Source organism: Sphingopyxis granuli NBRC 100800, from assembly GCF_001591045.1.
Classification (GTDB): domain Bacteria; phylum Pseudomonadota; class Alphaproteobacteria; order Sphingomonadales; family Sphingomonadaceae; genus Sphingopyxis; species Sphingopyxis granuli.
The window spans coordinates 39,108-63,527 of sequence record NZ_BCUA01000015.1 but is presented as its reverse complement, the minus strand read 5'-3'; the positions used below and the strand labels follow the sequence as shown (position 1 = coordinate 63,527).

22 protein-coding genes and 2 tRNA genes are annotated in these 24,420 nt (G+C 66.9%); 19 read left to right on the top strand and 5 right to left on the bottom strand.

The window, feature by feature from the left end:
* Positions 1–86: 86 nt before the first annotated feature.
* Genes nuoK through SGR02S_RS05860 form a run of 8 tightly spaced genes read left to right on the top strand, consistent with a single transcriptional unit; the run spans position 87 to position 8,823 of the window.
* Entirely contained in the window at positions 87–392 is a 306-nt protein-coding gene (gene nuoK / locus SGR02S_RS05895; RefSeq protein ID WP_067106636.1) for an NADH-quinone oxidoreductase subunit NuoK, read from the top strand.
* Between the two features lie 4 nt (positions 393–396).
* Entirely contained in the window at positions 397–2,424 is a 2,028-nt protein-coding gene (gene nuoL, locus SGR02S_RS05890; protein ID WP_067106635.1) for an NADH-quinone oxidoreductase subunit L, read from the top strand.
* The gene (locus tag SGR02S_RS05885) at positions 2,421–3,959 is read left to right on the top strand and encodes an NADH-quinone oxidoreductase subunit M (RefSeq protein WP_067106634.1); all 1,539 of its coding nucleotides are present in this window, start codon (positions 2,421–2,423) and stop codon (positions 3,957–3,959) included. The genes nuoL and SGR02S_RS05885 overlap by 4 nt, the downstream gene beginning before the upstream one ends.
* Complete coding sequence (nuoN, locus tag SGR02S_RS05880) at positions 3,956–5,395, top strand: NADH-quinone oxidoreductase subunit NuoN (protein WP_067106633.1); 1,440 nt, start codon at positions 3,956–3,958, stop codon at positions 5,393–5,395. Before SGR02S_RS05885 ends, nuoN begins: the two co-directional genes overlap by 4 nt.
* Positions 5,317–6,120 (top strand): biotin--[acetyl-CoA-carboxylase] ligase, encoded by an 804-nt coding sequence (locus tag SGR02S_RS05875; RefSeq protein WP_082796978.1) that lies wholly within the window; start codon positions 5,317–5,319, stop codon positions 6,118–6,120. The genes nuoN and SGR02S_RS05875 overlap by 79 nt, the downstream gene beginning before the upstream one ends.
* A 3-nt stretch (positions 6,121–6,123) precedes the next feature.
* Positions 6,124–6,915: a type III pantothenate kinase gene (locus tag SGR02S_RS05870; RefSeq protein ID WP_067106631.1), complete on the top strand. Its 792-nt coding sequence runs from the start codon at positions 6,124–6,126 to the stop codon at positions 6,913–6,915.
* Complete coding sequence (locus tag SGR02S_RS05865) at positions 6,912–8,546, top strand: ribonuclease J (protein ID WP_067106628.1); 1,635 nt, start codon at positions 6,912–6,914, stop codon at positions 8,544–8,546. The genes SGR02S_RS05870 and SGR02S_RS05865 overlap by 4 nt, the downstream gene beginning before the upstream one ends.
* 16 nt (positions 8,547–8,562) lie before the next feature.
* The gene (locus tag SGR02S_RS05860) at positions 8,563–8,823 is read left to right on the top strand and encodes a DUF1467 family protein (protein ID WP_067106626.1); all 261 of its coding nucleotides are present in this window, start codon (positions 8,563–8,565) and stop codon (positions 8,821–8,823) included.
* A gap of 330 nt (positions 8,824–9,153) precedes the next feature.
* Here SGR02S_RS05860 and SGR02S_RS05855 read toward each other — a convergent pair whose 3' ends face one another.
* Positions 9,154–11,526 (bottom strand): hypothetical protein, encoded by a 2,373-nt coding sequence (locus tag SGR02S_RS05855; RefSeq protein WP_067106624.1) that lies wholly within the window; start codon positions 11,524–11,526, stop codon positions 9,154–9,156.
* Between the two features lie 68 nt (positions 11,527–11,594).
* Here SGR02S_RS05855 and SGR02S_RS05850 point away from each other — a divergent pair, with 68 nt between their 5' ends.
* Both SGR02S_RS05850 and SGR02S_RS05845 read left to right on the top strand, forming a co-directional pair.
* On the top strand, positions 11,595–11,891 hold the full coding sequence (locus SGR02S_RS05850) for a hypothetical protein (RefSeq protein ID WP_067106623.1): 297 nt from the start codon (positions 11,595–11,597) through the stop codon (positions 11,889–11,891).
* Between the two features lie 169 nt (positions 11,892–12,060).
* On the top strand, positions 12,061–13,341 hold the full coding sequence (locus SGR02S_RS05845) for a hypothetical protein (protein WP_067106622.1): 1,281 nt from the start codon (positions 12,061–12,063) through the stop codon (positions 13,339–13,341).
* Between the two features lie 84 nt (positions 13,342–13,425).
* On the opposite strand, the gene SGR02S_RS05840 is transcribed toward SGR02S_RS05845, so the two are convergent.
* Positions 13,426–13,899, bottom strand: coding sequence for an Lrp/AsnC family transcriptional regulator (locus SGR02S_RS05840; RefSeq protein WP_067106621.1), 474 nt, complete (start codon positions 13,897–13,899; stop codon positions 13,426–13,428).
* 167 nt (positions 13,900–14,066) lie between these two features.
* On the opposite strand from SGR02S_RS05840, the gene SGR02S_RS05835 reads away from it, so the two are divergent.
* The 7 genes from SGR02S_RS05835 (at position 14,067) to SGR02S_RS19985 (ending at position 19,293) form a co-directional block, all read left to right on the top strand.
* On the top strand, positions 14,067–15,746 hold the full coding sequence (locus SGR02S_RS05835) for a histidine kinase dimerization/phospho-acceptor domain-containing protein (RefSeq protein ID WP_255211400.1): 1,680 nt from the start codon (positions 14,067–14,069) through the stop codon (positions 15,744–15,746).
* A 60-nt stretch (positions 15,747–15,806) separates the two neighbouring features.
* Positions 15,807–16,799, top strand: a complete 993-nt coding sequence (locus tag SGR02S_RS05830; RefSeq protein ID WP_255211399.1) for a polysaccharide deacetylase family protein — start codon at positions 15,807–15,809, stop codon at positions 16,797–16,799.
* A gap of 56 nt (positions 16,800–16,855) precedes the next feature.
* Positions 16,856–16,931, top strand: a tRNA-Ile gene (locus SGR02S_RS05825).
* A 63-nt stretch (positions 16,932–16,994) separates the two neighbouring features.
* Positions 16,995–18,470: a M20 family peptidase gene (locus SGR02S_RS05820; protein ID WP_067106619.1), complete on the top strand. Its 1,476-nt coding sequence runs from the start codon at positions 16,995–16,997 to the stop codon at positions 18,468–18,470.
* Between the two features lie 37 nt (positions 18,471–18,507).
* Positions 18,508–18,584: transfer RNA gene (locus tag SGR02S_RS05815), tRNA-Pro, on the top strand.
* Between the two features lie 182 nt (positions 18,585–18,766).
* A complete protein-coding gene (locus tag SGR02S_RS05810; protein WP_067106618.1) occupies positions 18,767–19,138 on the top strand; it encodes a PRC-barrel domain-containing protein in 372 nt (123 codons plus the stop codon).
* A gap of 2 nt (positions 19,139–19,140) precedes the next feature.
* Positions 19,141–19,293: a peptide ABC transporter permease gene (locus tag SGR02S_RS19985; protein WP_104959666.1), complete on the top strand. Its 153-nt coding sequence runs from the start codon at positions 19,141–19,143 to the stop codon at positions 19,291–19,293.
* Positions 19,294–19,382: 89 nt separating this feature from the next.
* Here the strand turns inward: SGR02S_RS19985 and SGR02S_RS19530 are convergent, their stop codons facing one another.
* Both SGR02S_RS19530 and SGR02S_RS05800 read right to left on the bottom strand, forming a co-directional pair.
* Complete coding sequence (locus SGR02S_RS19530) at positions 19,383–19,664, bottom strand: hypothetical protein (RefSeq protein ID WP_076075329.1); 282 nt, start codon at positions 19,662–19,664, stop codon at positions 19,383–19,385.
* Between the two features lie 147 nt (positions 19,665–19,811).
* Positions 19,812–21,215: a M28 family peptidase gene (locus tag SGR02S_RS05800; RefSeq protein WP_067106615.1), complete on the bottom strand. Its 1,404-nt coding sequence runs from the start codon at positions 21,213–21,215 to the stop codon at positions 19,812–19,814.
* A 135-nt stretch (positions 21,216–21,350) separates the two neighbouring features.
* On the opposite strand from SGR02S_RS05800, the gene ettA reads away from it, so the two are divergent.
* Together ettA and SGR02S_RS05790 are read left to right on the top strand one after the other, a co-directional pair.
* Positions 21,351–23,030, top strand: a complete 1,680-nt coding sequence (gene ettA, locus SGR02S_RS05795; RefSeq protein ID WP_067106613.1) for an energy-dependent translational throttle protein EttA — start codon at positions 21,351–21,353, stop codon at positions 23,028–23,030.
* 22 nt (positions 23,031–23,052) lie between these two features.
* The gene (locus SGR02S_RS05790; RefSeq protein ID WP_082796977.1) at positions 23,053–23,511 is read left to right on the top strand and encodes a PaaI family thioesterase; all 459 of its coding nucleotides are present in this window, start codon (positions 23,053–23,055) and stop codon (positions 23,509–23,511) included.
* A 205-nt stretch (positions 23,512–23,716) separates the two neighbouring features.
* On the opposite strand, the gene SGR02S_RS05785 is transcribed toward SGR02S_RS05790, so the two are convergent.
* Positions 23,717–24,373 carry a carbonic anhydrase gene (locus SGR02S_RS05785; RefSeq protein ID WP_067106611.1) on the bottom strand — a complete coding sequence of 219 codons (657 nt, stop codon included), beginning with the start codon at positions 24,371–24,373 and terminating at the stop codon, positions 23,717–23,719.
* Between the last annotated feature and the right edge of the window lie 47 nt (positions 24,374–24,420).

Here is a 24,420-nt window from a genome sequence, read left to right as displayed (position 1 = left end):
GGGGACGGTGCGGAAGGACGCGAGGTGGCGACCCCTCCGTCAGCCCTGCGGGCTGCCACCTCCCCGTTCCGGGGAGGACTATACGCATGATCTCCGTCGGCCATTATCTTGCCGTTTCGGCGGTGCTGTTCACGCTCGGCGTGCTCGGCATCTTCATCAACCGCAAGAACATCATCGTCATCCTGATGGCAATCGAACTGATCCTGCTCGCGGTGAACATCAATCTCGTCGCGTTCAGCGCCGCGCTCGGTGATCTGGTCGGGCAGGTCTTCGCGATGTTCGTGCTGACCGTCGCCGCGGGCGAAGCCGCGATCGGGCTCGCGATCATCGTCATCTATTTCCGCGGCCGCGGCACCATTGCCGTCGACGATGCCAACCGGATGAAGGGGTAAGCCGGTGATCCAGGCTATCGTTTTCCTGCCGCTGCTCGCGGCTCTCGTCGCAGGGCTGGGCCAGCGCGTGATCGGCAATGTGCCGTCGAAAATCATCACGACGGGCGCGCTGTTCGCGAGCTGCGCGCTCAGCTGGCCGATCTTCCTCTCCTTCGTCGCGGGAACGGGCGAGGCGAGCGTGACGCCGGTGCTGCACTGGGTCCAGTCGGGCGCGCTCCAGTTCAACTGGGAATTGCGCGTCGACACGCTGACCGCGGTGATGCTGGTGGTGGTGACGACCGTGTCGGCGCTCGTCCATCTTTACAGCTGGGGCTATATGGCCGAGGACCCGGACCAGCCGCGCTTCTTCGCCTACCTGTCGCTGTTCACCTTCGCGATGCTGATGCTGGTGACCGCGAACAACCTCGTCCAGATGTTCTTCGGCTGGGAGGGCGTCGGTCTCGCCTCCTATCTGCTGATCGGCTTCTGGTACAAGAAGCCGAGCGCCAACGCCGCGGCGATCAAGGCGTTCGTCGTCAACCGCGTCGGCGACCTCGGTTTCATGCTCGGCATCTTCGGCACCTTCCTGGTGTTCGGCACCGTGTCGATCCCCGCGATCCTCGACGCCGCGCCGGGCATGGCGGGCACGACGATCGGTTTCCTCGGCATGCGGCTCGACACGATGACCGTGCTCTGCCTGCTGCTGTTCATCGGCGCGATGGGCAAGTCGGCGCAGCTCGGGCTGCACACCTGGCTTCCCGACGCGATGGAGGGCCCGACCCCGGTGTCGGCGCTGATCCACGCCGCGACGATGGTCACGGCGGGCGTGTTCATGGTGTGCCGCCTGTCGCCGATGTTCGAGGCGGCGCCGGTCGCGCTTGGCGTCGTGACCTTCGTCGGTGCCGCGACCTGCCTGTTCGCCGCGACGGTCGGCACGACGCAATGGGACATCAAGCGCGTCATCGCCTATTCGACCTGTTCGCAGCTCGGCTACATGTTCTTCGCGGCGGGCGTCGGCGCCTATGGCGCTGCGATGTTCCACCTGTTCACGCACGCCTTCTTTAAGGCGCTGCTGTTCCTGGGCGCGGGCAGCGTCATCCACGCGATGCACCACGAACAGGACATGCGCTATTACGGCGCGCTCCGTAAGCATATCCCGCTCACCTATTGGGCGATGATGGCGGGGACGCTGGCGATCACCGGCGTCGGCATCGCGGGCGTCGCGGGCTTCGCCGGCTTCTATTCGAAGGACGGTATCCTCGAGGCGGCCTTCGCGTCGGGCGGCGGCGGCGTCATCGCCTTCTGGGTCGGCATCTTCGCCGCGCTGCTCACCAGCTTCTATTCGTGGCGGCTCGTCTTCCTGACCTTTCACGGCAAGCCGCGCTGGGAGCAGAGCGAGCATATCCAGCACGCGGTGCATGACGATCATGGCCACGGCCACGACGATCACGCGCATCATCATCAAGCGCACGGCGACGGCACCGCGGGTTATCATCCGCACGAAAGCCCGCTGTCGATGCTGATCCCGCTGGTGGTGCTGTCGCTCGGCGCGGTGTTCGCCGGCATCCTTTTCCACCACCAGTTCATCTATCCGGAGGAAGGTGCGGCCTTCTGGAAGGGCAGCCTGTTCTTCGACGAGCATCTGATGCACGCCGCGCACGAGGTGCCGCTGTGGGTCAAGTGGATGCCGTTCACGGTGATGGCGATCGGCCTGTTCCTCGCGTGGAACAGCTATATCCGCGACACCAGCCTGCCGGCGAAGTTCGTGGCGCAGTTCAAGCTGCTGCACCGCTTCCTGTACAACAAATGGTATTTCGACGAGCTTTACGACATCCTGTTCGTGAAGCCCGCCTTCGCGATCGGCCGCTTCTTCTGGAAGCGGGGAGATGAGGGCACCATCGACCGCTTCGGTCCCGATGGCGCCGCGGCGCTCGTCGAGGGGGGCACGCGGCTCGCGGTCCGGCTGCAATCGGGTTATGTTTATGGATATGCGTTCGTGATGCTGCTCGGTCTTGTCGGCCTCGCCAGCTGGGCCATGGTGAATTTCCTGTGAGCGGGCTTCCCATCCTGTCGCTGATGCTGGCGATCCCCATGGTCGCCGCCATCCTCTGCCTGTTCCTGGAAGCGCGGCCCGCGCGCCAGGTCGCGCTCGCGGCGACGCTGCTCGACTTCGCGCTCGCGGTGCTGATGTGGACGCAGTTCGACATCGGCGGTGCGCAGTGGCAGTTCGTCGAGCGCGCCGACCTGTTCGGCCGCTTCCAGTGGGCGCTCGGCGTCGATGGCGTCGCGATGATGCTGGTCGTGCTCAGCGCCTTCCTGATGCCGCTGTGCATCCTCGCGAGCTGGGAATCGGTCAAGGAGCGCGTCGGACTCTACATGGCGATGTTCCTGATCATGGAAGTGATCATGATCGGCGTCTTCGTGGCGCAGGACCTGCTGCTCTTCTACATCTTCTTCGAAGGCGTGCTGATCCCGATGTATCTGATCATCGGCATCTGGGGCGGCGCGAACCGCCGTTACGCGGCTTACAAATTCTTCCTCTACACGCTGCTCGGGTCGGTGCTGATGCTGCTCGCGATGATCGCGATGATCCGCGAGGCGGGGACGACCGAAATCCCGGTGCTGCTCAACTACGACTTCCCGCCGGAGATGCAGACCTGGCTGTGGCTCGCCTTCTTCGCAAGCATGGCTGTCAAGATGCCCATGTGGCCGGTTCACACCTGGTTGCCCGACGCGCACGTCCAGGCACCGACGGCGGGGTCGATGATCCTGGCGGGCGTGCTGCTGAAGATGGGCAGCTATGGCTTCCTGCGCTTCATGATGCCGATGTTCCCCGACGCCTCGGCGCAGTTCATGTGGCTGATCTTCGGGCTTTCGATGGTCGCGGTGATCTACACCAGCCTCGTCGCGCTGGTGCAGAGCGACATGAAGAAGCTGATCGCCTATTCGTCGGTCGCGCACATGGCGATCGTCACCGCTGGCCTCTACGCCTTCAACCAGCAGGGGATCGAGGGTGCGCTGATCGTCATGCTCAGCCACGGCGTCGTGTCGGCCGCGCTCTTCTTCTGCGTCGGCGTCATCTATGACCGGCTGCACACGCGCGAGATCGACCGCTACGGCGGGCTTGCGGTGAACATGCCGGCCTATGCGCTGTTCTTTCTGCTGTTCACCATGGCGTCGATCGGCCTGCCGGGCACCAGCGGCTTCGTCGGCGAATTCCTGAGCCTTGCCGGCCTCTATGAGGCGTCGAGCTGGGCCGCGCTGGCGTGCACCACGGGCATCATCCTCGGCGCCGCCTATATGCTTTACCTCTACCGCCGCGTCGTGTTCGGCGAACTGACCAAGGACGATGTGAAGGCGATGCCCGACCTCAATCCGCGCGAATGGGCGATCTTCGTGCCGCTGGCCGCGGTGACGCTATGGATGGGCGTCTATCCCGAAAGCTTCCTCGCGCCGATGCGTGGCGACGTGACGACGGTGGTCGCGCGGCTGGCCCCGACCAAGCCCGCGGGCGACGCGCAGCTTGCCGCCGCCAGGCCGAAAGCCGCCGCAACGGGCGACGCACACCATGCGGGAGGCGTGCAATGACCGCCGATCTCGCTCTCATCTGGCCCGAGCTGATCCTGACGATCGGCGGGCTGGTCACGCTGCTGCTCGGCACGTTCGGCGGCGACCGCCGGGTCGGGCTCTACCAGTTCGCGTCGCTGCTGACGCTGGCCGTCGGCGCGGCCGCGGTCGTGGCGCTGTTCGGCACCCAGGCCTCGGTCTTTTCGGGAACCCTCGCGGTCGACGATTTCGGCGGTTTCGCCAAGCTGATCATCTATGCCGCGAGCTTCGTCTGCATCGCGATCGCGCCGCGCTATTTCGGCGAGGGCATGCGCGCCGAATATTCGGCGCTGATCGTCTTCGCGACGCTCGGCATGGGGATCATGGCCGCGTCGCGCGACCTGATGACGCTCTATATCGGTCTCGAACTCAACAGCCTCGGCTCCTATGTGCTCGCCAGCTTCATGCGCGGCGACGACCGGTCGAGCGAGGCGGGGCTCAAATATTTCGTTCTCGGCGCGCTGGCGTCGGGCTTCCTGCTGTTCGGCATCTCGCTGCTCTACGGCTTTTCGGGCACGACCGATTTCGCCGGCATCGCGCGCGCGATGGGCGGCGGGATCAACATCGGGCTGCTGTTCGGCATCGTCTTCGTGATCGCGGGGCTCGCGTTCAAGATCAGCGCCGTGCCGTTCCACATGTGGACGCCCGACGTCTACGAAGGCGCGCCGACCCCGGTGACGACGCTGTTCGCCAGCGCACCCAAGGTGGCGGCGATGGCGCTGCTCGTGCGCGTCGTGATCGACGCGATGGGATCGGCCGGCCCGGCGCTCGCCGCGTGGCAGCAGATCATCATCTTCCTGTCGCTCGCTTCGATCATCCTCGGCGCGGTCGGCGCGATCGGGCAGAAGAATATCAAGCGCCTGCTTGCCTATTCGTCGATCAACAACGTCGGCTTCATGCTGATCGGCCTTGCCGCCGGGACGCAGCAGGGGGTCGAGGCGGTGCTGACCTATCTGCTCGTCTATGTCGTCACCACGATCGGGGCGTTCCTGTTCGTGATGCAGCTTCGCGACGCCGATGGGCGCATGGTGGAAAGCATTCCCGCCTACGCCGGCCTGTCGAAGCGCCAGCCGGGGCTCGCCGCGGCGATGGCGGTGTTCCTGTTCAGCCTCGCTGCGATCCCGCCGCTGTTCGGATTCTGGCCGAAGTATCTGGTGTTCGAGGCCGCGGTGAACGCCGGGCTCGTCCCGCTGGCGGTGGCCGGGGTGGTCGTGTCGGTGATCGGCGCCTTCTATTATATTGCGATCGTCAAGACGATGTTCTTCGACGACGAGGCCGATGCGGTGATCCGCAACGACGGATCGCGGATCGAGGGCGCGGTGATCGGCGTCAGCGCGCTGTGGCTGTCGGTGATCGGCTATCTGTTCATCCCGATGCTGGCGGTGGCTGCGGCGGGCGCCGCATCGGTGCTGTTCTGATCCCGCCGATCGAGCGGATCGCGCAGACAGGTTCGACCAATGCCGACCTGCTGGCGCGGCTGGCAGGCGGCGAGCATGTCGGCGAAGGCCATTGGCTGGTCGCCGATCGCCAGACCGCTGGACACGGGCGGCTCGGCCGTCCGTGGGGCGATGGGCTCGGCAATTTCATGGGCTCGACCGTGGTGCGGCTGACCGCCGCCGATCCGCCGGCCTCTACGCTGGCGCTGGTCGCCGCGGTCGCGCTGGCGCGGGCCCTCGCGGCCTTTGCGCCGCAGGTCCCGATCCAGGTCAAATGGCCGAACGATCTGCTCGTCGACGGCGCGAAATGTTCGGGAATCCTGCTCGAAAGGGCGGGCGATACCGTGGTGATCGGCATCGGCGTCAATCTGGCCGTCGCGCCCGATCTGCCCGATCGCCCGACCTTTTCCTTTGCAAGCCGCGGCGTCGCCATCGACCGCGACCGTTTTTCCGACGCGCTGGCGGTGGCGCTGATGGACACGCTGTGGACGTGGCGGCAGGAAGGCGTCGCCAGCATCGTGCGCGCCTGGCTGCCGCTCGGCCATCCGGTCGGAACGCCGCTCCATGTGTCGGAACAGGGCATCGACGGGACGTTCGACGGCCTCGCGCCCGACGGAGCGCTGCGCTTGCGCGGCGCGGACGGGACGGTCATGCTGATCCATGCGGGCGATGTCGAGCTTCGCCGCCCGGTCAGGGAAGGGGAGTAAGCGATGCTGCTCGCAATCGACGTCGGCAACACCAACGCCAAGTTCGCGCTGTACGACGGCGCGGCGGGGCAGCCGCTTGCGCGCTGGCGGATCGCGACCGACGATCGCCGCACCGCCGACGAATATATGGTCTGGTTCGACCAGTTGCTGCGCATCGAGGGCCACGACCGGCGCGCCATCGACGCGGTCATCATCTCGACCGTCGTGCCGCGCGCGCTTCACAATCTACGCCTGCTCGCGCAGAAATATTTCGGGGTCGAAGCGCTGATCGCCGGGCGCGATCCGGTGAGCTGGGGCATCGCGCTCAGGGTCGACGAGCCGCAATCGGTCGGGGCCGACCGCGCCTGCAACGCCATCGCGGCGCAGGCCATCGCGCCGGGGCGGGACAAGCTGGTCGTCAGCTTCGGCACCGCGACCACATTCGACCATATAGGGGCGGAGGGCGCCTATATGGGCGGAATCATCGCGCCCGGCGTCAACCTGTCGCTGGAGGCGCTGGTCGCCGCGGCGGCCAAGCTGCCGCGCATCGCGATCGAGGCGCCGGCCAGCGCCAGCGTCATCGGCCGCACGACCGAAAGCCAGATGCTGATCGGCGTCTATTGGGGCTATGTCGCGATGATCGAAGGCCTGATCGCGCGCATGAAGGCGGAGGTCGGCGCGCCGATGACCGTCATCGCGACCGGCGGACTCGCGCCGCTGTTCGAACAACACGCGCATCTGTTCGACCATATCGAGTCCGACCTGACGCTGAATGGCCTGATGCACCTCTATCACCAGCGAGGACAGGACGCATGACGACCCCCGGCAAGGAACTGCTCTTCGTCGCGCTCGGCGGATCGGGCGAGATCGGCATGAACGCCAACCTTTATGGCTGCGACGGCAAGTGGATCATGCTCGACCTCGGCGTGACCTTCGGGTCGCACGATTATCCGGGTATCGACATCGTCATGCCCGATCTCGAATTCATCGAAGATCGCAAGGCCGACCTGCTCGGCATCGTGCTGACGCACGGGCACGAGGATCATATCGGCGCGCTTCCCTATCTCGCCGCCGACCTCGGCGTGCCGCTCTATGCCAATCGCTTCACCGCCGGACTGATCGCGCACAAGCTGGCCGAGGAAGGGTTGGAAAAGGAGGTCGAGATTCGTACCGTCGACCTCGACGCGCAATTCCGGCTCGGCCCCTTCGGCATCCGCCTGATGCCCCTCGCGCATTCGATCCTCGAGATGAGCGCGGCGGTGATCGACACGCCCTACGGCCGCATCTTTCACACCGGCGACTGGAAGCTCGACGACGATCCGGTGCTCGGCACGCCGTCGAGCGCCGCCGCGCTGACCGCGGTCGGCGACGAGGGCGTCGACGTGCTCGTCTGCGATTCGACCAACGTCTTCAATGCGCAAGCATCGGGAAGCGAAGGGGCGTTGCACGACGGCCTGCTCGAAGCGGTGGGTTCGGCGCGCGGCCGCGTGGTCGTCACGACCTTCGCGTCCAACGCCGCGCGGCTCAAGACGCTGGGCGATGTCGCGCGGGCAACGGGGCGCAGCCTGTGCGTCGCAGGGCGCTCGCTCGACCGCATCCTCGGCGTCGCCCGGGCGGTCGGCTATCTCAAGGATTTCCCGCCGACTGTCGATTTCGACGAGGCGATGCGGCTGCCGCGCGACAAGCTGATGGTGATCGCGACCGGCGGGCAGGGCGAGCCGCGCGCGGCGCTCGCGCGCATGGCGGGCGACGGTCACCAGATCAAGCTCGAAGTGGGCGACACGGTCGTCTTCTCCTCGAAGCAGATTCCGGGCAACGAAATCGCCATCGGGCGGATCATGAACCAGCTCGCGGCAAAGGACGTGCTGACCGTCACCGAGAAACAGGCGCATATCCATGTCAGCGGCCACCCCGGCCAGCCCGAACTCGCGGCGCTTTATGGCTGGCTGCGCCCGAAGCTGATCGTGCCGGTGCACGGCGAAATCCGCCATATGCACGAACAGGCGCGTTTCGCGCGCGAGCGCGGCGTTCCCGACGCGCTGGTGCAGGAAAATGGCGACCTCGTGCGGCTGGCGCCGGGGCCGGCGCGGATCGTCGAGCGCGTGCGCGCGGGGCGGCTGATCCTCGACGGCGACGTGATCCTGCCCGCCGATGGCGAGACGATCAACGAACGGCGCAAGCTCGCGATCAACGGCCAGATTTCGGTCGCGGTCGTGTTCAACGGCGGGCGCTTCGCCGACAGCCGCATCCACTATCGCGGCGTGCCGGTCGAGGACGAGCGTGACGCCTTCCTCGACGAAATGAACGACGCGGCTGAGCAGGCCGCGACCGGTCCGGCACGGAGCCCGGATGCGCTCAGGGAAGCGATCCGCCTCGCCGTGCGCCGCGTCGCGACCGACTGGACCGGAAAGAAGCCGATCGTCGACGTGCTGGTCATCGATCTGTGATGGGGAAGACGACGCGATGAAGTGGACTTCGGCCCTCGCCATCTATTTTCTGCTGTGGATCTTCAGCGCTTTCTTCGTGCTGCCGTTTCACGGGCGGCGGGCCGATGACGACGCCGTGCCGCTGGTCAGGGGACAGGAACCGGGTGCGCCGGCGCATTTCCGGCCGCTGCGCGTGCTGGCCCAGATGACGATGCTGAGCGCCGCCATCTTCCTCGCCTTCTACATCGCGTACAAGCAGGGCTGGGTCGATCCCGACGTGATCGCAGGCCGCGCCTGACGCGCCGCCCGCGAGGCGCTCCAGCGATCGGCAGACCGCTTTTCAATAAATAAAGTGAATATGCCGTGTCCCCGCGAAGGCGGGGACCCAGAGCGGCAAAACGCCAAACTTGGCTTTAGAGCGGCGTGCCATAAACCTGCAACGCCCCTTATCCGTTCGTGTCGAGCGAAGTCGAGACATCCATCGGCCTTGCGCCACACAGATGGGTGTCTCGACACGAACGGGACGATCGGTCAGATTTAAGGCTCGATGCTATAGCCGCTCTGGGCTCCCGCCTACGCGGGAGCACACGCTCTCTTCGAGCCGCGCCATTACCCAAACGACGCGAGTTCAGCCCCGCAGCCGGTCGATCGCCTGCGCAAGCGCGACATAGAGCTTGCCGATGTCGGACGAGAGCAAGGTAACGCTGATCGCCGATCCGTCGCGCGCGCCGAGCAGCAGGCGGAGCATCGCCTCGAAATCGTGGATGAACTGGTTCACCGCTGCGTGGAACCCGTCGTCGTTCTGGTAAAGGCGAAGGATTTCCTTCGCTTCGCTATTCTCGACCAGCTTGACCGCGCGCCGGGCGAAGACGCCGCGGTCGCCCTTCAGATAGGCGTCCCAGGCCGTGTCGCTGACTTCGGTCGACAAGATCTTGGTGACGTCGATCGCGGTCGATTTCAGCGCCTCGGTCAGCACGCCGACCTGTTTGGCGAGCGAATCGCGGTCGGAGGCGGCAATCGCCTGTTCGGCCTCGACGGCGCGCTGCTCGACGCTGGCGCTGGTGTCCATGATCGTGATGAGCTGTCGCATCAGCCGGTCGGCGGCGCCGTTCGCCGCCGATACCGCGCGGGCCGAAGCCTCCTCGATCGCGGAGAGCTGTTGCAACACCTCGGTCTTGAACGCGGCATCGATTGCGCCCGTCGCGGTCGCCGCCATCGTTTCGCGGGCGCCGGCGACGAGCGCGTCGAGCGTCCGGCGTGCATCGGCGGCCGCGGCTTCGGCAGTGGTCCGCACCTCGTCGAGCGTTGCGGTCATCCGGGCGCCACCCTGTTCGGCGAATGCGTCAGCGCCGGCGCGCAGCCGCGCGAGCGCATCGTCGGCTTCCGCCAGCGCGGCGTTGATCCGCCCGGCGAGCGCTTCCTGGCTTTCGGCCTGGCCCGCCATCCGCTCCTCGGTCGTCGCGAGCGCCGACTGGACGGCGTTGACGTGCGACAGCGTCGACTGCGCCACCATTTCGGAGGCTTCGAGCATCGGGCGCATCTGCGCCAGCGTCGCCTGCGTCGTCTTGCCGTGCGACCCCAGGCGGTCGAGGGCGTGCGGCAGAGTCTCGTCGAGTTCGCGCGTGACGGCATCGAGCGCGAGCAGCAGCGATTCGGCATGCGCGATAAGCTGGTGCGCCGATCCGTTGCCGCTTTCGACCGTGGCCATGAAGGTCGCGAGCTGCCCCTTCGTGTCGTCGATCGCGCGGCCGATCACGCCCGTGCTGGCCGAGACGCTGATATCGAGCACCTCGAGCTGCTGACCGATCTCGGTCACATGCGCCTTGACCCGCGCGGCCAGCGCCTCGCTGGCCTCGCCATGCGCGGCGAGCTGCGCGCCCATCGCATCGCCGGCATCGCGGGCTGCCGAAAGGCGCTCGTCCATCTGCTGCCCGGCGGCGGCGAGTCTGTCGCGGAACCCGTCCCACGTCTCGGCCATCCGCGCGCCCATCGTGCCGACCGCCGTCTCCAGCGCCGTCTGCGCCGCCGCGCTTCCGTCGGTCATCCGGGCCAGGGCAGCGTCCTGCGCTTCGGTGACCCGCACCGACGCCGACAGCAGCTTCGCCTCGGTCTCTTTCGTTTGTGCCTGCAAGGCGCCGATCGTTTCGTGGAAGCTGGCGGCGGCCGCTTCGCCGACCTGCGCCGCATGGGCGCTTTCCTCGCTCAGCGCGGCAAGCCGCGCTTCGAGGTTGGCGCCCTGCTGGTGCGCGACGAGGCCGGCTTCGCGGAAATTCACCGCGAGCCGCTGCGCCACATCATCGATTCGCGGCAGGCCCGCGAGCAGTCCGTCCATGCGCTGCATCGCGACGTCGCCCGAGCGGGCAAGCTGGTCGTGCGCGTTGGCGATCACCGAGGCGTTGCTCGCCAGCCGGTCGCTGCTTTCGTGCAGCCGCGCGACGGTATCGAGTCCGAGCTGCTGCACGGTGCGCGCCTGATCCGAAAGCTGTTGCTGGGCGTCGGCAAGATGCCGGGCCAGCGCCTGCATCGAATCGTTGAGCGCCCGGTTTTCCTCGCGCAGCGCGGCCGCGACACGCGCGAAGCGCGCCTGTTCGGAGCGTCCCGAGCGAAGCCAGGCCATCCACAAGATGCCGAGCAGCGCCAGCGGCATCGCGATGGTGGCGATCAGCGCGGGCCATTCGGCAAAGGCCGGCGCGCGCGCGAAACCATCGGTCGCGGCGGCCGCGGCGAAGATCGCCCAGCCGAGGCCCGTCGCCCACAGCAGCGCGGGGACGAAGCGGTCGCGCCGGCGCGCGCCGGATTCATGATCGGAGGTTTCGTCCATCGTCTCGCTGTCGATCAGCGCCGACCGGTCGAGCCAGTCGCGCTCGGCCGGCATTTCGTCCTGCGGCGGCGCCGCATCGGGCGCGGCGGCGGCGTCCGGCGCGGCCGGCTTTTCGGTGCCGCCTGCCGGATTTTCCGCGGAATCCCGCCAAAGCCCTACGATCTTCTTTTCCCCTGCCATCCCTCCATCTTAGCAGCAAATGGCGACCATGAAACGGAAACTTAACCATGGCGTGACAGGGCTGTGGAATGTCGTTCGATAGCGGCCCCCTCGATCGGTACCTGATGGCCGCAGTCGGCGACGACGCGGCGATGATGATGGATCTGCGCCAGGCCTTCACCGGCAGCGCGCGCGACCTTGCCGACCTGATGCGCCGCGCCCGCTGCGACGCCAACTGGCACGTCGCGGCGTTGCGGCTCAAGGGGCTGGCGGCGACCTTCGGCATCGTTCCCCTGATCGAGCTCGCCGAAGAGGCGATGGCCGGCGTGCCCGGCGACCCCGCCGTGCTGCGGCGCATCCACGGCGCGATCGACGGCATCGGCTGATCGGTGGACCGGGTTCAAACCCCGTTCAGCCGCCGTCCTCCACTGCAAATATCGATGCTGGCGTCTTGCCTTGGCAACGCAGGGGGTTTAGCCGCGTTATCGAACCGCGGCCTGCCCCCGCTACGCCCGGGATCATCGGCCAGGCAGCCGATTCAGAGGAGAGATCTTGATGTTCAACCGTTTCCGCTCGATGCCCGCAACGGCGATCGCCGCTGTCCTGGGCTGCGCGCTGATGACGACCGCCCCCCTTCCTGCCGCGGCCAAGGAAAAGCCGAAGAAGGAGACGAAGGGGACCAGCATTTCCGCGAGCAAGGGCTTCACGCCCTCGGTCAAGAAGATGATGGATGCCGCCGCCGCCAAGGATGCCGCCGCGCTGCAGGCGGCGCTGACCGAGGGACAGGGCACCGCTTCGACAAACGAGGACCGCTATTGGCTGGCCTATTATCAATTGCAGCTCGGCATCCTGAACAAGGACCAGTCGCTCCAGCGGCAGGGGCTCGACGCGATGCTCGATTCGGGCATCACCCCGCCCGAGAGCCTTGCCGCCTATAATTTCTTCGCCGGCAACTTCGCCTATGGCGCAAAGGATTATCCGAAGGCCGTCCAGCGGCTCGAGGCTGCCCGCGCCGCGGGTTCGACCGAGCCGCAGCTCGGCCTGCTGCTGATGGACAGCTATCTGAACGCCGGACAGGTCGATCAGGGCGTCGCGACCGCCAAGGCGACGATCGAGGCCGCCCGTGCCGCCGGACAGCAGCCGTCGGACGAGCTTTATGTGCGGCCGATCAAGGCGCTCCAGGCCGCGAAGCGCGACGCCGAGGCCAACGAGATGCTGGCGCTCCGCCTCCGCGACTATAGCGCACCCGAAGTGTGGCGGCAGACGCTGTTCGTGCTGTTGCAGCAGCAGGGCATGACCAAGGATGTGACGCTCGACACGCTGCGCCTGATGCGCGCCAGCAAGGCGATGCTCCAGCGCGCCGAATATCTCGAATATACGGCGCTGGCGACCGAAGCGGCGCTTCCGGGCGAGGTCGTTTCGCTGATCAAGGAGGGCCGGGCGAGCAAGGTGATCCCGACCCCCGACGCCAATTTCGACGAGGCTTTCAAGGCCCAGAAGGACCGGATCGGCGACGAGGAATCGACCCTCGCGGCCTATGCGCAGAAGCCGTCGACGCTGTCCAACCCGAAGGTGGCGGGCGCCACCGGCGATGCGATGGTCGGCTACGGCCGCTATGCCGAGGCGATCCCGCTCTACAAGGCGGCGCTCAACGGCGGCGACAAGGATCTGTGGACCTATCGCCTGGGCGTCGCGCAGGCCCTGTCGGGCGACACGGCGGGCGCGCAGGCAAGCTTCACGCAGGTTGCCGGCTCGCGCAAGCCGCTCGCCAACCTGTGGCTGATCAAGCTGGGCAACGGCGCGGCCCCGGCCGCGGCTCCCGCCACCGGCGACTGAGCTACGCGGTTCGCGAACGAACGAAGAAGGGCGCCACCTCGCGGCTGGCGCCCTTTTTCATGTCCGAGTCGATTTGTCCCGCAATCAGGAGTCGACGGGAATGCCCGCCAGCTGCTTCGCGGTGCGAATCGTCAGCGACGTCTTGACGCTCGTCACGTTTGGCGCCGACGTCAGGTGCGCGGTGAGGAACGACTGGAAGCTCTGAAGGTCGCGTGCGACGACCTTGAGCAGGAAGTCGATCTCACCGTTGAGCATATAGCATTCGCGGACCTCGGCGAGCTGGCCGACATAGTCCTCGAACGCCTTCAAATCGGCCTCGGCCTGACTGCGCAGGCTGACCATCGCAAAGACGGTGATGCCATAGCCGAGCTTCGCGGGATCGAGGTCGGCGTGATAGGATCGGATGACCCCCGCTTCCTCGAGCGCACGGACGCGGCGCAGGCAGGGCGGGGCCGTGAGCCCCACCATCTGCGCCAACTCGACATTCGTCATCCGCCCATTTTTCTGCAGTTCACCGAGAATTTGCAGATCGATTTGATCGAACTTCTGGATCGCCATCTTGTAACTTCCGCTTTCCAAGCTTGCGGCGACCATAATATTATTTCAGCCGAATGCAATTGTCCCACAATGCGACGCGGGGTTCCAAGCCTCTTTCATGGCCGGTGGATTCACGCTAGCCGCTAAGAAAATGCTAACCAACGAAATGAGTGTGGGGCGGGTTCGACGTGACGGCTGACTCGATGATCGCGACCATATTGCGTCAGGCGCCATCGAGCCGTCGGGCCGGCATCGCGGCCTGGCGTCAGCTCTCCGATATTCTCGCGCAGCGCGGCAATCAACTCCCCGAATCCGATGTGCGCCGCGCGCTCCACGCGCTCGCGGTACTGCGGCCGCAGGTGCCGGAAAAGATTCGCCGCGACTGCGCGAAGGCGATCGCGCGCCACGGCCGCTTCGCGCCCCTCGTTGCGCTCTACGCGCACGACGTTCCCGCCGTGTCCGCCGCGATGCTGCGCGGTGCGCGGCTGACCGAAGCCGACTGGCTGGCGCTTTTGCCGGCGACCGACGCGACCGCGCGTTCGATCCTGGCGGGGCGCACCGACCTGCCGCAGGCGGCGCGGCGGGCGCTCGCCGCTCTCGGCAGCGCATCGATCGCCCTGCCGCGGCCCGAGGGGGGCGTCGCCGAGTCCATTGCCGCAATGCCCGAAACGGTGTCTGATAATGCGCCGTCGTCCGAATCGCAGCCCGAATCCCGCGAAGAACCCGTCGTCAACGTCGCACCCAGCCAGATCAGCGAGTTGGTGCGCCGGATCGACCGCTTTCAGGCGGCGCGCCATCAGGCGGCGCCGAAGCCTCCGCGCACGCGCTTCCTGTTCGAGACCGGACCCGACGGGCTGATCCATTGGGTCGACGGAGTCACGCGCGGCGCGGTGGTCGGGCTTTCGATCGCCGAGGCGGCCTTTGGCGGCGAACCCGGGACCGACGGCCTCGCCGCCGGGGCCTTTCGCCAGCGTGCCGAGATCGTCAATGCGCGCATGATGCTGGAAGGGACGCGCGAAGAGGCCGGCGAGTGGCGCTTTTCGGCCTTGCCCTGGTTCGATCCGGCGACCGGCCAGTTCCGCGGCTATCGCGGCACCGCCCGCCGCCCACACCGCAACGAGACGCCCTATGGTGCGCCGGAATCGGATGGCGCGGGCGACTCGATCCGTCAGCTCATCCACGAATTGCGCAGCCCGCTCAATGCGATCTCGGGCTTTGCTCAGATCATCTCGGGGCAGATGTTCGGCCCGGTCAGCCAATCCTATCGCGCGATGGCCGACCAGATCGTCGCCGACTCCGCGGCGGTGCAGGCGATCATCGACGATCTCGAAGCCGCGGCGCGCGCCGGGCAGGCGCCGGCGCTGCCCGCACCGGGCGACATCGCCGACCTCAACAGCATTCTGGTTCAGGTCGAAAGCGATCTGGCCGCTTTGCTCGCGCAGCAGCGGGTCGAACTCAGCCTGTCGCGCGTCGGGCGCTCGTTCGCCGCGCGCGCCGTCGATGCGAATGCGCGCCGGATGATCGGGCGGCTGCTGACCGCGCTGGTCGATATATCGGGTCCAGGGGCCGCGCTCGTCGGTCAGCTCGTTGCGGAAGCGGCGCCCGGCGACATGGTGCAGTTGCGTGTCGTGCGCCCCGCCGCGATCCGGTTCGCCTCCGCGGCCGAGCTTCTCGATCCCGGCTTCAGCCCCGAAGGCGAGGCGCCGGGCGCGGCGATCCTCAGCCTCGGCTTCTCGCTGCGGCTAGTCGACAGTCTCGCACACGGCGCGGGCGGACGTCTCGAGATCGGAGACAATGCCTTGACCTTGCACCTGCCGTCGGCCAACCCGTTGCACGAAGCCGATCGCGCCGCTCCGGGGGGAGAGTGATCGGGCCTTCGATCGACGCGCGTTGAAGGGGGAGAGGGGCGTTTGCAGCGGACGGCGGATTTGCTGGCCTATCCGGCCGCAAAGGATCGCATCGACCTGGCGGAAGGCGACCATCCCGTCTTCTGGGTCACGATAGATACCGAGGAGGATTTCGACTGGGGCGCGCCCTTCGCGCGAACCGGTTATCGCCTCGATTCGGTGCCGGCGCTCGCCGATTGTCAGCATTATTTCGAGCGCGCCGGCGTCTGTCCCATCTATCTGGTCGATTGGCCGATCGTCGCCGACGACCGCGCGCTCGCGATCCTCGGCCCGGCGCAGGCCGCGGGGCACTGCGACATCGGCGCCCAGCTTCACCCATGGGTGACGCCGCCGCACGACGAAGAGGTGAACGAGCGCAACAGCTACACCGGCAATCTGCCGCTCGCGCTCCAGCGCGCCAAGATGACGGCGCTGCGCGACGCGATCCGCGATCGCTTCGGCACCGCGCCGACGGTCTATCGCGCCGGGCGCTACGGCCTGGGGGGCGAGACCGCGACCATGCTGGCCGAACTGGGCTTCCGGTGCGACACGTCGGTGCGATCCGCCTTCGACTATCGGGCGGGGCAGGGGCCTGATTATCGCAAGGCGCCGCTCCACCCCTGGCGGCTGGAGACGCCGGCAGGCCCGCTCGTCGAGGTGCCGGTGACGACGGTGTTCGCCGGGCTGCTGGGCCGTGCGGGACCGGCGCTCTATCGCGGCGCCGCCCGCGTGGGGCGTCGCGCCGGGGCGGGGCTGGCCCGGCTCGGCCTCGTCGAGCGGATCGCCCTGACGCCCGAAGGCATTCCCGCCGACCGCGCGTGCCGGGCGATCGACGTCGCGATCGGGCGGCGATTGCCCATCCTGACCTTCTCCTTCCATTCGCCGTCGCTCCAGCCGGGCAACACGCCCTATGTCCGCACCGATCGCGATCTGGCGGATTTCTATCGCTGGTGGGACGTCGTCCTCACGCATCTCGACCGCCGCGGCGTGCGCCCCGCTGGCACCGCCGACATATTGGCGCGGTGCGCGCGATGAGCGATGCCGCTTGCCAAGCGCGCGGCGGCTCCGCTATCGCGCGCTGATCCCCTCGGGGGCCTGTAGCTCAATGGTTAGAGCTGGCCGCTCATAACGGCTAGGTTGCGGGTTCGAGTCCTGCCGGGCCCACCATTTCCCTTGCAAATTGCAACTCATGGCGCTCCATAGAAGCCTCGACAACATGGGGAGGGGATCATGGCGCAACGCCGCACGATTTTTCTGGGCGGCCTTGCCGTCGTCGCGGTCGTGGCAGGCGCCGTGGCGGTCCGCACCGCGACCTTCGCGCCAAAGGATATCGCCGACGGCAGCGACGTCCGGCTCGCCGCGGTTCCATCCTACGATCTCGACGCGGCGGTCGCGCATCTGAGCGCCGCGGCGCAGATTCCGACGATTTCGTATCAGGATCCGGCCGATAACGACGTCGCGCAATGGGATCGGCTGCATACGTGGCTCGCCGCCACCTATCCCGCGGTTCATGGTGCGATGACGCGCACGGTGCTGCCCAACCGGACGCTCATCTATCACTGGCCGGGCAGCGACGCGGCGCTCGCGCCGATCATCGTCATGGCGCATCAGGACGTGGTGCCGGTGACCCCCGGAACCGAGGGCGAGTGGAAATACCCGCCCTTTTCGGGCCAGATCGCCGAACAGGCGGTCTGGGGCCGTGGGACGGTCGACGACAAGGGATCGCTGATCGGGCTGTTCGAGGCGCTCGAAGCGCTGGCGAACGCGGGCTTCCAACCAAAGCGCGGCATCTATCTCGTTTCGGGCCATGACGAGGAAGCAGGCGGATCTGGCGCGATCGCCGCGGCCGCGAAGCTCAAGGCCGACGGGGTGAAGGCGATCTTCACGATTGACGAGGGCAGCCTCGTCCTCACCGATACGCCCGTCATCAATGGCCCGGCGATCATGATCGGCATCGCCGAAAAGGGCTATGCGACGCTCAAGGTCACGGCGAACGCGCCGGGCGGGCACAGCTCGATGCCCCCGACCGAAACCGGGGTCCAGACGCTTGCCCAGGCGATCCTCGACATCAGCGGCGATCCATTCCCCTACGAAGTCCGGGGTCCGGGCGCGTCGATGCTCGAGGCGCTGGCTGCGGCAAAGGGCGGTACGACCCGGATGGCGGTCGCCAATCAATGGCTTTTTGGCCCGCTGCTCAAGCGCCAGATCGCGGCCGTCCCGTCGACCGCTGCTGCCTTCCACACCACCATTGCCCCGACGATGCTGGAGGGCAGCCCGAAGGAGAATGTTCTGCCGCAGACCGCCTCCGCGCTGATCAACTATCGCATCGCGCCGTGGAACCGCTCGGCCGACATCATGGCGCGCGCCAAATCAGCGGTGGGCGACGCGAAGGTCGAACTGAGCTGGGTCAAGCCGCCGCGCGAACCGTCGCGCGTGTCGTCGACCAGTTCGCAGGGATGGAAATGGATCGCCGCCGCCGCGCGTGCCGACGCACCGGGCGCCGTGCTCTCGCCGATCCTTGTCGTCGCGGGCACCGACAGCCGCAGCATGGAGCCGGTGTCGGAGGACGTCTACCGCTTCATGCCGATGCATTTCTCACTGAAGGAATCGGCGATGATCCACGGCACCAACGAACATATGCGCGTCGACAGCTTCAAGCGGATGATCGACTTCTACGCGCGGCTGGTCGCGACCGCGGCGGGATAGACTCGCGCGCCCGGCGCGGCTAAGGCGCGGGGCCGGTCGGGGAGTAGCGCAGCCCGGTAGCGCGCCTGCTTTGGGAGCAGGATGTCGCAGGTTCGAATCCTGTCTCCCCGACCAATTCTCTCCCAGATGCTGCCTGTCCTTCTGGACGCCTTCCTGTTTTCGCCGTCCCGGCGCGCAGCCGTGGCGTGCTTGCGACGGGGTGCGGAACATCGGCGCCCCGCATCCGTTGCTTGGAAAGGTGGCGGTGCCGCCAGCCATGCGTCGCCGCTTCCTCCCCCCGAAAAGGAGAAGGAACCATGGCCGACACTATCGAAAGAAACGAAACCGACCGCCTGATCGCGTCCGACAAGGTCGAGGGCACGACGGTCTACAACCCGCAGGACGAGCGGCTCGGGACGATCCGGAATGTGATGATCGACAAGCGCTCGGGCAAGAGCGAATATGCCGTTCTCGAATTCGGCGGCCTCTTCGGCCTCGGCAGCGATCATTACCCCATTCCGTGGGAGATGCTGACCTATGACACCGACAAGGGCGGTTATGTCGTCAACCTGACCAAGGACCAGGTCGAAGGGGCGCCGCGCTATCGCAGCGAGGAAACGCCGGAATACAACGATACCTACGGCCGTACCGTCTATGAATATTACGGCCTCGGCTATCCGATGCTCTGACGATGGCGCATCCGACCGAACCCCTGCATCGGGCGCGGGATGTGCGCGGCGGCGAGATTATCCTGCGGACCCGGCGCCGCCGCCTGATCTTCGCGGCGGGGCTGGCGGCCTTCGTGCTGGTCGCGCTGGTCGCCGCGATCCTCGCTCCGCATTGACCGGCCCGCTTTGTGCCAAAGAAAAAGGCGGCCTTCCCATCGGGAAGACCGCCTCTTTTCTTTCGGTCGATGCCCCGAAGGGCTGCGACTTACTTCTTCTCTTCGGCCGGAGCAGCAGCGGCGTCGGCGGCCGGAGCAGCAGCGGCGGTCGCAGCGTCGGCGCCAGCGGCAGCAGCGTCGGCACCGGCAGCGGCGGCTTCCGCACCGGCGGCGGCAGCGTCGGCGCCTTCGGCGGTCGCGGCAGCGCCGTCTTCGGCAACCGCGTCAGCGGCCGGAGCTTCGGTGGTGGCGGCGTCGTCAGCGGCCTTCTCACCGCAAGCGGCGAGGGCGAACATGCTGGCAGCAACGGCGATAGCAGCAAACTTCTTCATGATGTGTGGGCTCCCTAAAATGCCTTTCCGCGCTGGGGAAACTTTCCCTTCCCGCGAGCCGCGGGATTTAGTCTTTCCGTACCAATCGTCAACAAAAATAATTGAGATGGGGCGAAGCGGCAGAAAAGGTTCACTTTACCGTAACAATCATGGCAGCTCGGTATCGCTGCTTTCGGCGAGACTCGCGACGGTTGCGGTCCAGACGGCGACATTCTGGCGAAGCTGGACCGGATCGACCTTGTCGAGCGTGTCGTCTGGCGTGTGGTGCCAGTCGAAATAGCGGGTGCCGTCCTGCTGCAGGTCGATCGCCGGAACGCCCGCCGCGACCAGCGCGCCGATGTCGGCGCCGCCGCCGGCCCGATCGCGGCCGCGCGTCACCCCCAGCGGCGCGAGCGCGGCGGCGATGCGATCGGCGAGCGGCTTCGCGCTGTCGGGCAGGCCGAAATCGACGCGCCAGATGCGGTCGGCGCCGAAGTCGGATTCCAGCGCGACCGCATGGCGCTCTTTGCCGTGCGCATCGAAATAGGCCTGGCCGCCGAAGGCGCCGACTTCCTCGGCCCCCGCCCACAGCAGACGGATCGACCGCCGCGGCTGGCCTGCCGCCATCACGTGGCGCGCCGCAGCGGTGATGATGCCGCATCCCGCCGCGTCGTCGATCGCGCCGGTCGCGAGGTCCCAGCTGTCGAGGTGGCAGGCGAGGATCACCGGGCTGGCGTGCGGGTCGCTGCCCGGCACCTCGGCGATGACGTTGCCCGATTTCTGCCGCCCCAGGTCGCGCGGCGTGAGGAGCAGCTTCATGCGCAGCGCCGCCGGCGCCGCGGCACCGGCCTCGATGCGCCGGAGCTGGCCGACGAGCAGGTCGGCGTCGGGGTTCGAGATCGCACCGGCGGGGATCGGCTTCACCCCGTCGTCGAAATTGGTGACGCCGGCATGCGGATTGCGATGGTTGTCGGTCCCGATCGAGCGGATGACGATCGCGCGCGCGCCTTTCTTCGCCGCGACATTCGGCCCCTGAAAGCGCCCGCGGCCATAATAGCCATAGCCGCTGCCGTCCTGCGTCGGCTTCATCTGATTGTCGATGAAGACGATCTTGCCCTTCACCGCGGCGTCGGGCGCCGCCTGCAACGCGTCGAAGCCGGCGAAGTAAACGACATCCCCCTCGAAACCGGCGGCGCCGGTCGAACCGCTGTTGCCGAGCGCGGTGATCGCGAGGCTTTGCGGCAGGAAGGGGGCGGTCAGCCAGGCCTTCTCCTCACCGCGCACCCAGGTCCGCATGTCATAGGTCTCTTCGCGCACATTGGCGAAGCCCATCGCCTTCAGCCGCGCGACCGCCCAGCGCCGCGCTGCGGCCTCGCGTTCGGTGCCGGCGGGGCGCGGACCGATTTCGGTCGTCAGGTCGGCGGTGATCGACCAGGCCGGGTCCTCGCCGTGCAGCGCGAGATCGAGCGCGCTCGGCGCCGCGGTCTGGAGGGCGAGCGCCGGGGCGGCGACCAGAGTGAAGGCAAGGGCGGCGAGGCCCGCGGCGCGGGCAGGGACGGGGTGTTTCTGCATGGCGCCGTCCTAACCGCCGCCTCGGGGCGGGAGCAAGCGCCGATTGCCAATCCGCCGCCCATTCGCTAACCGGCCCCCGACTTCCTTTCCTCTCCCGGCCGCACCCAGCGGCCCAGCCAGTTTCGGAGCGTTTCGATGGCCGCCCAATATAGTTTCGTGATGAAGGGTCTGACCAAGACCTATCCCGGCGCGCAAAAGCCGGTGCTCAACGGCATCCACCTGCAATTCTATTCGGATGCGAAGATCGGCATCGTCGGGCCCAACGGCACCGGCAAGTCGACGCTGATGAAGATCATGGCGGGCATCGACACCGATTTCACCGGCGAGGCGTGGCCGGGCGAGGGGATCACCCTCGGCTATCTGGCGCAGGAGCCCGAGCTCGATCCGGCGAAGACGGTGAAGGAAAACGTCATGGACGGCGTCCGCCCGGTCGCCGACATGATGGACCGCTTCAACGAGATCAGCACGCTGATGGCCGACCCGCCCGAGGATGCCGATTTCGACGCGCTGATGACCGAGATGGGCGAGCTTCAGGAAAAGATCGACGCGGTCGACGGCTGGACGCTCGACAACCAGCTCGAAATCGCGATGGAGGCCCTGCGCTGCCCGCCGGGCGATTCGAGCGTCGCAAATCTGTCGGGTGGTGAAAAGCGCCGGATCGCGCTGACCCGCCTGCTGCTCGAAAAACCGTCGATCCTGCTGCTCGACGAGCCGACCAACCACCTCGACGCCGAAAGCGTCGCCTGGCTCGAAAAGCATCTCGTCGACTATCCGGGCAACGTCATCCTCGTCACCCACGACCGCTATTTCCTCGACAATGTCGTGAACTGGATTCTCGAACTCGATCGCGGCCGCTATTTCCCCTACGAGGGCAATTATTCGACCTATCTCGAGAAGAAGGCGAAGCGCCTCGAACAGGAATCGCGCGAGGAAGCCGGCCGCCAGAAGGCGATCCGCGACGAACTCGAATGGATCCGGCAGTCGCCGAAGGCGCGCCAGGCCAAGTCGAAGGCGCGTATTAAAAGCTTCGACCAGCTCGTCGAGGCGCAGGAAAATCGCGCCCCCGGCAAGGCCCAGATCGTCATCCAGGTGCCCGAACGTCTCGGCGGCAAGGTGATCGAGGTCGAAGGCATCTCGAAGGCCTTCGGCGACAAGCTGCTGTTCGAGGATCTGTCCTTCACGCTGCCCCCCGGCGGCATCGTTGGCGTCATCGGTCCGAACGGCGCCGGCAAGTCGACGCTGTTCAAGCTGATCACCGGGCAGGAAACGCCCGACGACGGCCGCATCACGATCGGCGATACCGTGCGCCTCGGCTATGTCGACCAGAGCCGCGACGCGCTCGACCCGAACAAGAATGTCTGGGAGGAAATCTCGGGCGGGCACGAGCTGATGACGATCGGCAAGCACCAGATGCAGACGCGCGCCTATGTCGGCGCCTTCAACTTCAAGGGCACCGACCAGCAGAAGAAGGTCGGCATGCTGTCGGGCGGCGAGCGCAACCGCGTCCACCTGGCCAAGATGCTGAAGGAGGGCGGAAACGTCTTGCTGCTCGACGAACCGACCAACGACCTCGACACCGAAACGCTCGCGGCGCTCGAAGAGGCGCTGGAGAATTTCGCCGGCTGCGCAGTGGTCATCAGCCACGACCGCTTCTTCCTCGACCGTCTCGCGACGCATATCCTGGCCTTTGAGGGCGACAGCCACGTCGAATGGTTCGAAGGCAATTTCGAGGCCTATGAGGAGGACAAGATCCGCCGCCTCGGCGACGAGGCGACGCGGCCGACGCGCGTCGCCTACAAGAAGCTGACGCGCTGACCGGCATGATGGGGGAACCGGCATGAAGGGGGAAGCGGCGCCCGCCGCAGCGCCGATTTCATCGCACGCGATCCGCATGGACGCGGCGGCGCTCAACGCCTTCATGGCGGAGGCTTTCCCGCATTCGCGCCCCGGTTCGCGCGGGCATGTCGTGTCCGCCGCGCCGGGGCATGTGCAGGCGCGGCTCGACCCCAATGAACAGGCGCTGCGTCCGGGCGGGCTGGTGTCCGGCCCGACCCAGATGGGGCTCGCCGACATGGCCGCCTATGCACTCGTCCTCGCGCATATCGGCCCCGTCGCGATGGCGGTGACGAGCGCGCTCAACTATCAGTTCCTGCGCCCGTGCCGCCCCGGCCCGGTGATGGCCGACGCGCACATGCTGCGGCTCGGCAAGCGGCTGGCGGTCATGGACGTGCGATTGTGGACCGAAGACCCCGAACGGCCGATCGGGCAGGCGAACGTGACCTACGCGATTCCGTGAGCAGCGGGAACGCCGCGACAAACGGCTTTCCTACATTGCTCCGCCATGCCAGCATGATGATGACTTTACATCGACCCCCTTGCGTCGTTGCGAGCGAAGCGAAGCAATCTCCAGCTATCGTCCTGCGATCCCGATAGCTGGAGATTGCTTCGTCGCTACGCTCCTCGCAATGACGGGGCGGATCGATCCGATGTCCTCGAGCTCTCTAATCCGCCGCCGCAACCGGCACCGGGCTGAATTCTCCGGTCGTCTCGTCGAGCAGGTGGAGGATGCCGTCGCTGACCGCGAACAGCGCGCCGCGCAGCTTCAGCGTGCCGCGCTCCTCCTTCTGGCTGATGCAGGGGAAGGTGCGCAGATTGTCGAGGCTGACCTTCACCGCCGAAAATTCCATGTCGCGCCGCGCGCCGTTGCTGTGCAGGTCGTCGTGGCGCGCGCGCACCGCCGCGCTCGCCTCGTCGAGCATCGAGATCCAGTCGGCGATGAAGCCGCCATGCCCGGGCTCGGTGCCTTCCATCGTCCGGTGCAGCGCGGCATGGCAGCCGCCGCAAAGCCCGTGGCCGAGAACGACGATCTCCTCGACATGCAATATCTGGACGGCGAATTCGAGTGCGGAGGACACGCCGTGGCGGCCCGGCGTGGTTTCGAAGGGCGGCACCAGCGCGCCGACGTTGCGGACGACGAAAATCTCGCCGGGGTGGGTGTCGAAGATCTGCGCGGGTTCGACCCGGCTGTCCGAACAGGCGATGACCATCACCTTGGGCGATTGCCCCTCGGCCAGCTGCTCCCATCGCTCTCGTTGCTCTTTCCACCCTGTAGCGCGGAACCGGGCATAGCCATCGAGCAAATCGGCAAAGTGAGTCATGGGCGCGCCTTAAACCGAAGATGCGGAGTTGAGAAGAGCGCGCCACG

What these genes read in the sequence shown, in the direction of transcription:
- SGR02S_RS05860 (WP_067106626.1), top strand. Translation starts at nt 8,563, where the DNA reads ATGAAGTGGACTTCGGCCCTCGCCATCTATTTTCTGCTGTGGATCTTC.
- SGR02S_RS05790 (WP_082796977.1), top strand. Translation starts at nt 23,053, where the DNA reads ATGAAGGGGGAAGCGGCGCCCGCCGCAGCGCCGATTTCATCGCACGCG.
- nuoN (WP_067106633.1), top strand. Translation starts at nt 3,956, where the DNA reads ATGACCGCCGATCTCGCTCTCATCTGGCCCGAGCTGATCCTGACGATC.
- SGR02S_RS05845 (WP_067106622.1), top strand. Translation starts at nt 12,061, where the DNA reads ATGTTCAACCGTTTCCGCTCGATGCCCGCAACGGCGATCGCCGCTGTC.
- SGR02S_RS05820 (WP_067106619.1), top strand. Translation starts at nt 16,995, where the DNA reads ATGGCGCAACGCCGCACGATTTTTCTGGGCGGCCTTGCCGTCGTCGCG.
- SGR02S_RS19985 (WP_104959666.1), top strand. Translation starts at nt 19,141, where the DNA reads ATGGCGCATCCGACCGAACCCCTGCATCGGGCGCGGGATGTGCGCGGC.
- SGR02S_RS05855 (WP_067106624.1), bottom strand. Translation starts at nt 11,526, where the DNA reads ATGGCAGGGGAAAAGAAGATCGTAGGGCTTTGGCGGGATTCCGCGGAA.
- SGR02S_RS05850 (WP_067106623.1), top strand. Translation starts at nt 11,595, where the DNA reads ATGTCGTTCGATAGCGGCCCCCTCGATCGGTACCTGATGGCCGCAGTC.
- SGR02S_RS05800 (WP_067106615.1), bottom strand. Translation starts at nt 21,215, where the DNA reads ATGCAGAAACACCCCGTCCCTGCCCGCGCCGCGGGCCTCGCCGCCCTT.
- nuoK (WP_067106636.1), top strand. Translation starts at nt 87, where the DNA reads ATGATCTCCGTCGGCCATTATCTTGCCGTTTCGGCGGTGCTGTTCACG.
- ettA (WP_067106613.1), top strand. Translation starts at nt 21,351, where the DNA reads ATGGCCGCCCAATATAGTTTCGTGATGAAGGGTCTGACCAAGACCTAT.
- SGR02S_RS19530 (WP_076075329.1), bottom strand. Translation starts at nt 19,664, where the DNA reads ATGAAGAAGTTTGCTGCTATCGCCGTTGCTGCCAGCATGTTCGCCCTC.
- SGR02S_RS05840 (WP_067106621.1), bottom strand. Translation starts at nt 13,899, where the DNA reads ATGGCGATCCAGAAGTTCGATCAAATCGATCTGCAAATTCTCGGTGAA.
- SGR02S_RS05810 (WP_067106618.1), top strand. Translation starts at nt 18,767, where the DNA reads ATGGCCGACACTATCGAAAGAAACGAAACCGACCGCCTGATCGCGTCC.
- SGR02S_RS05785 (WP_067106611.1), bottom strand. Translation starts at nt 24,373, where the DNA reads ATGACTCACTTTGCCGATTTGCTCGATGGCTATGCCCGGTTCCGCGCT.
- SGR02S_RS05865 (WP_067106628.1), top strand. Translation starts at nt 6,912, where the DNA reads ATGACGACCCCCGGCAAGGAACTGCTCTTCGTCGCGCTCGGCGGATCG.
- SGR02S_RS05870 (WP_067106631.1), top strand. Translation starts at nt 6,124, where the DNA reads ATGCTGCTCGCAATCGACGTCGGCAACACCAACGCCAAGTTCGCGCTG.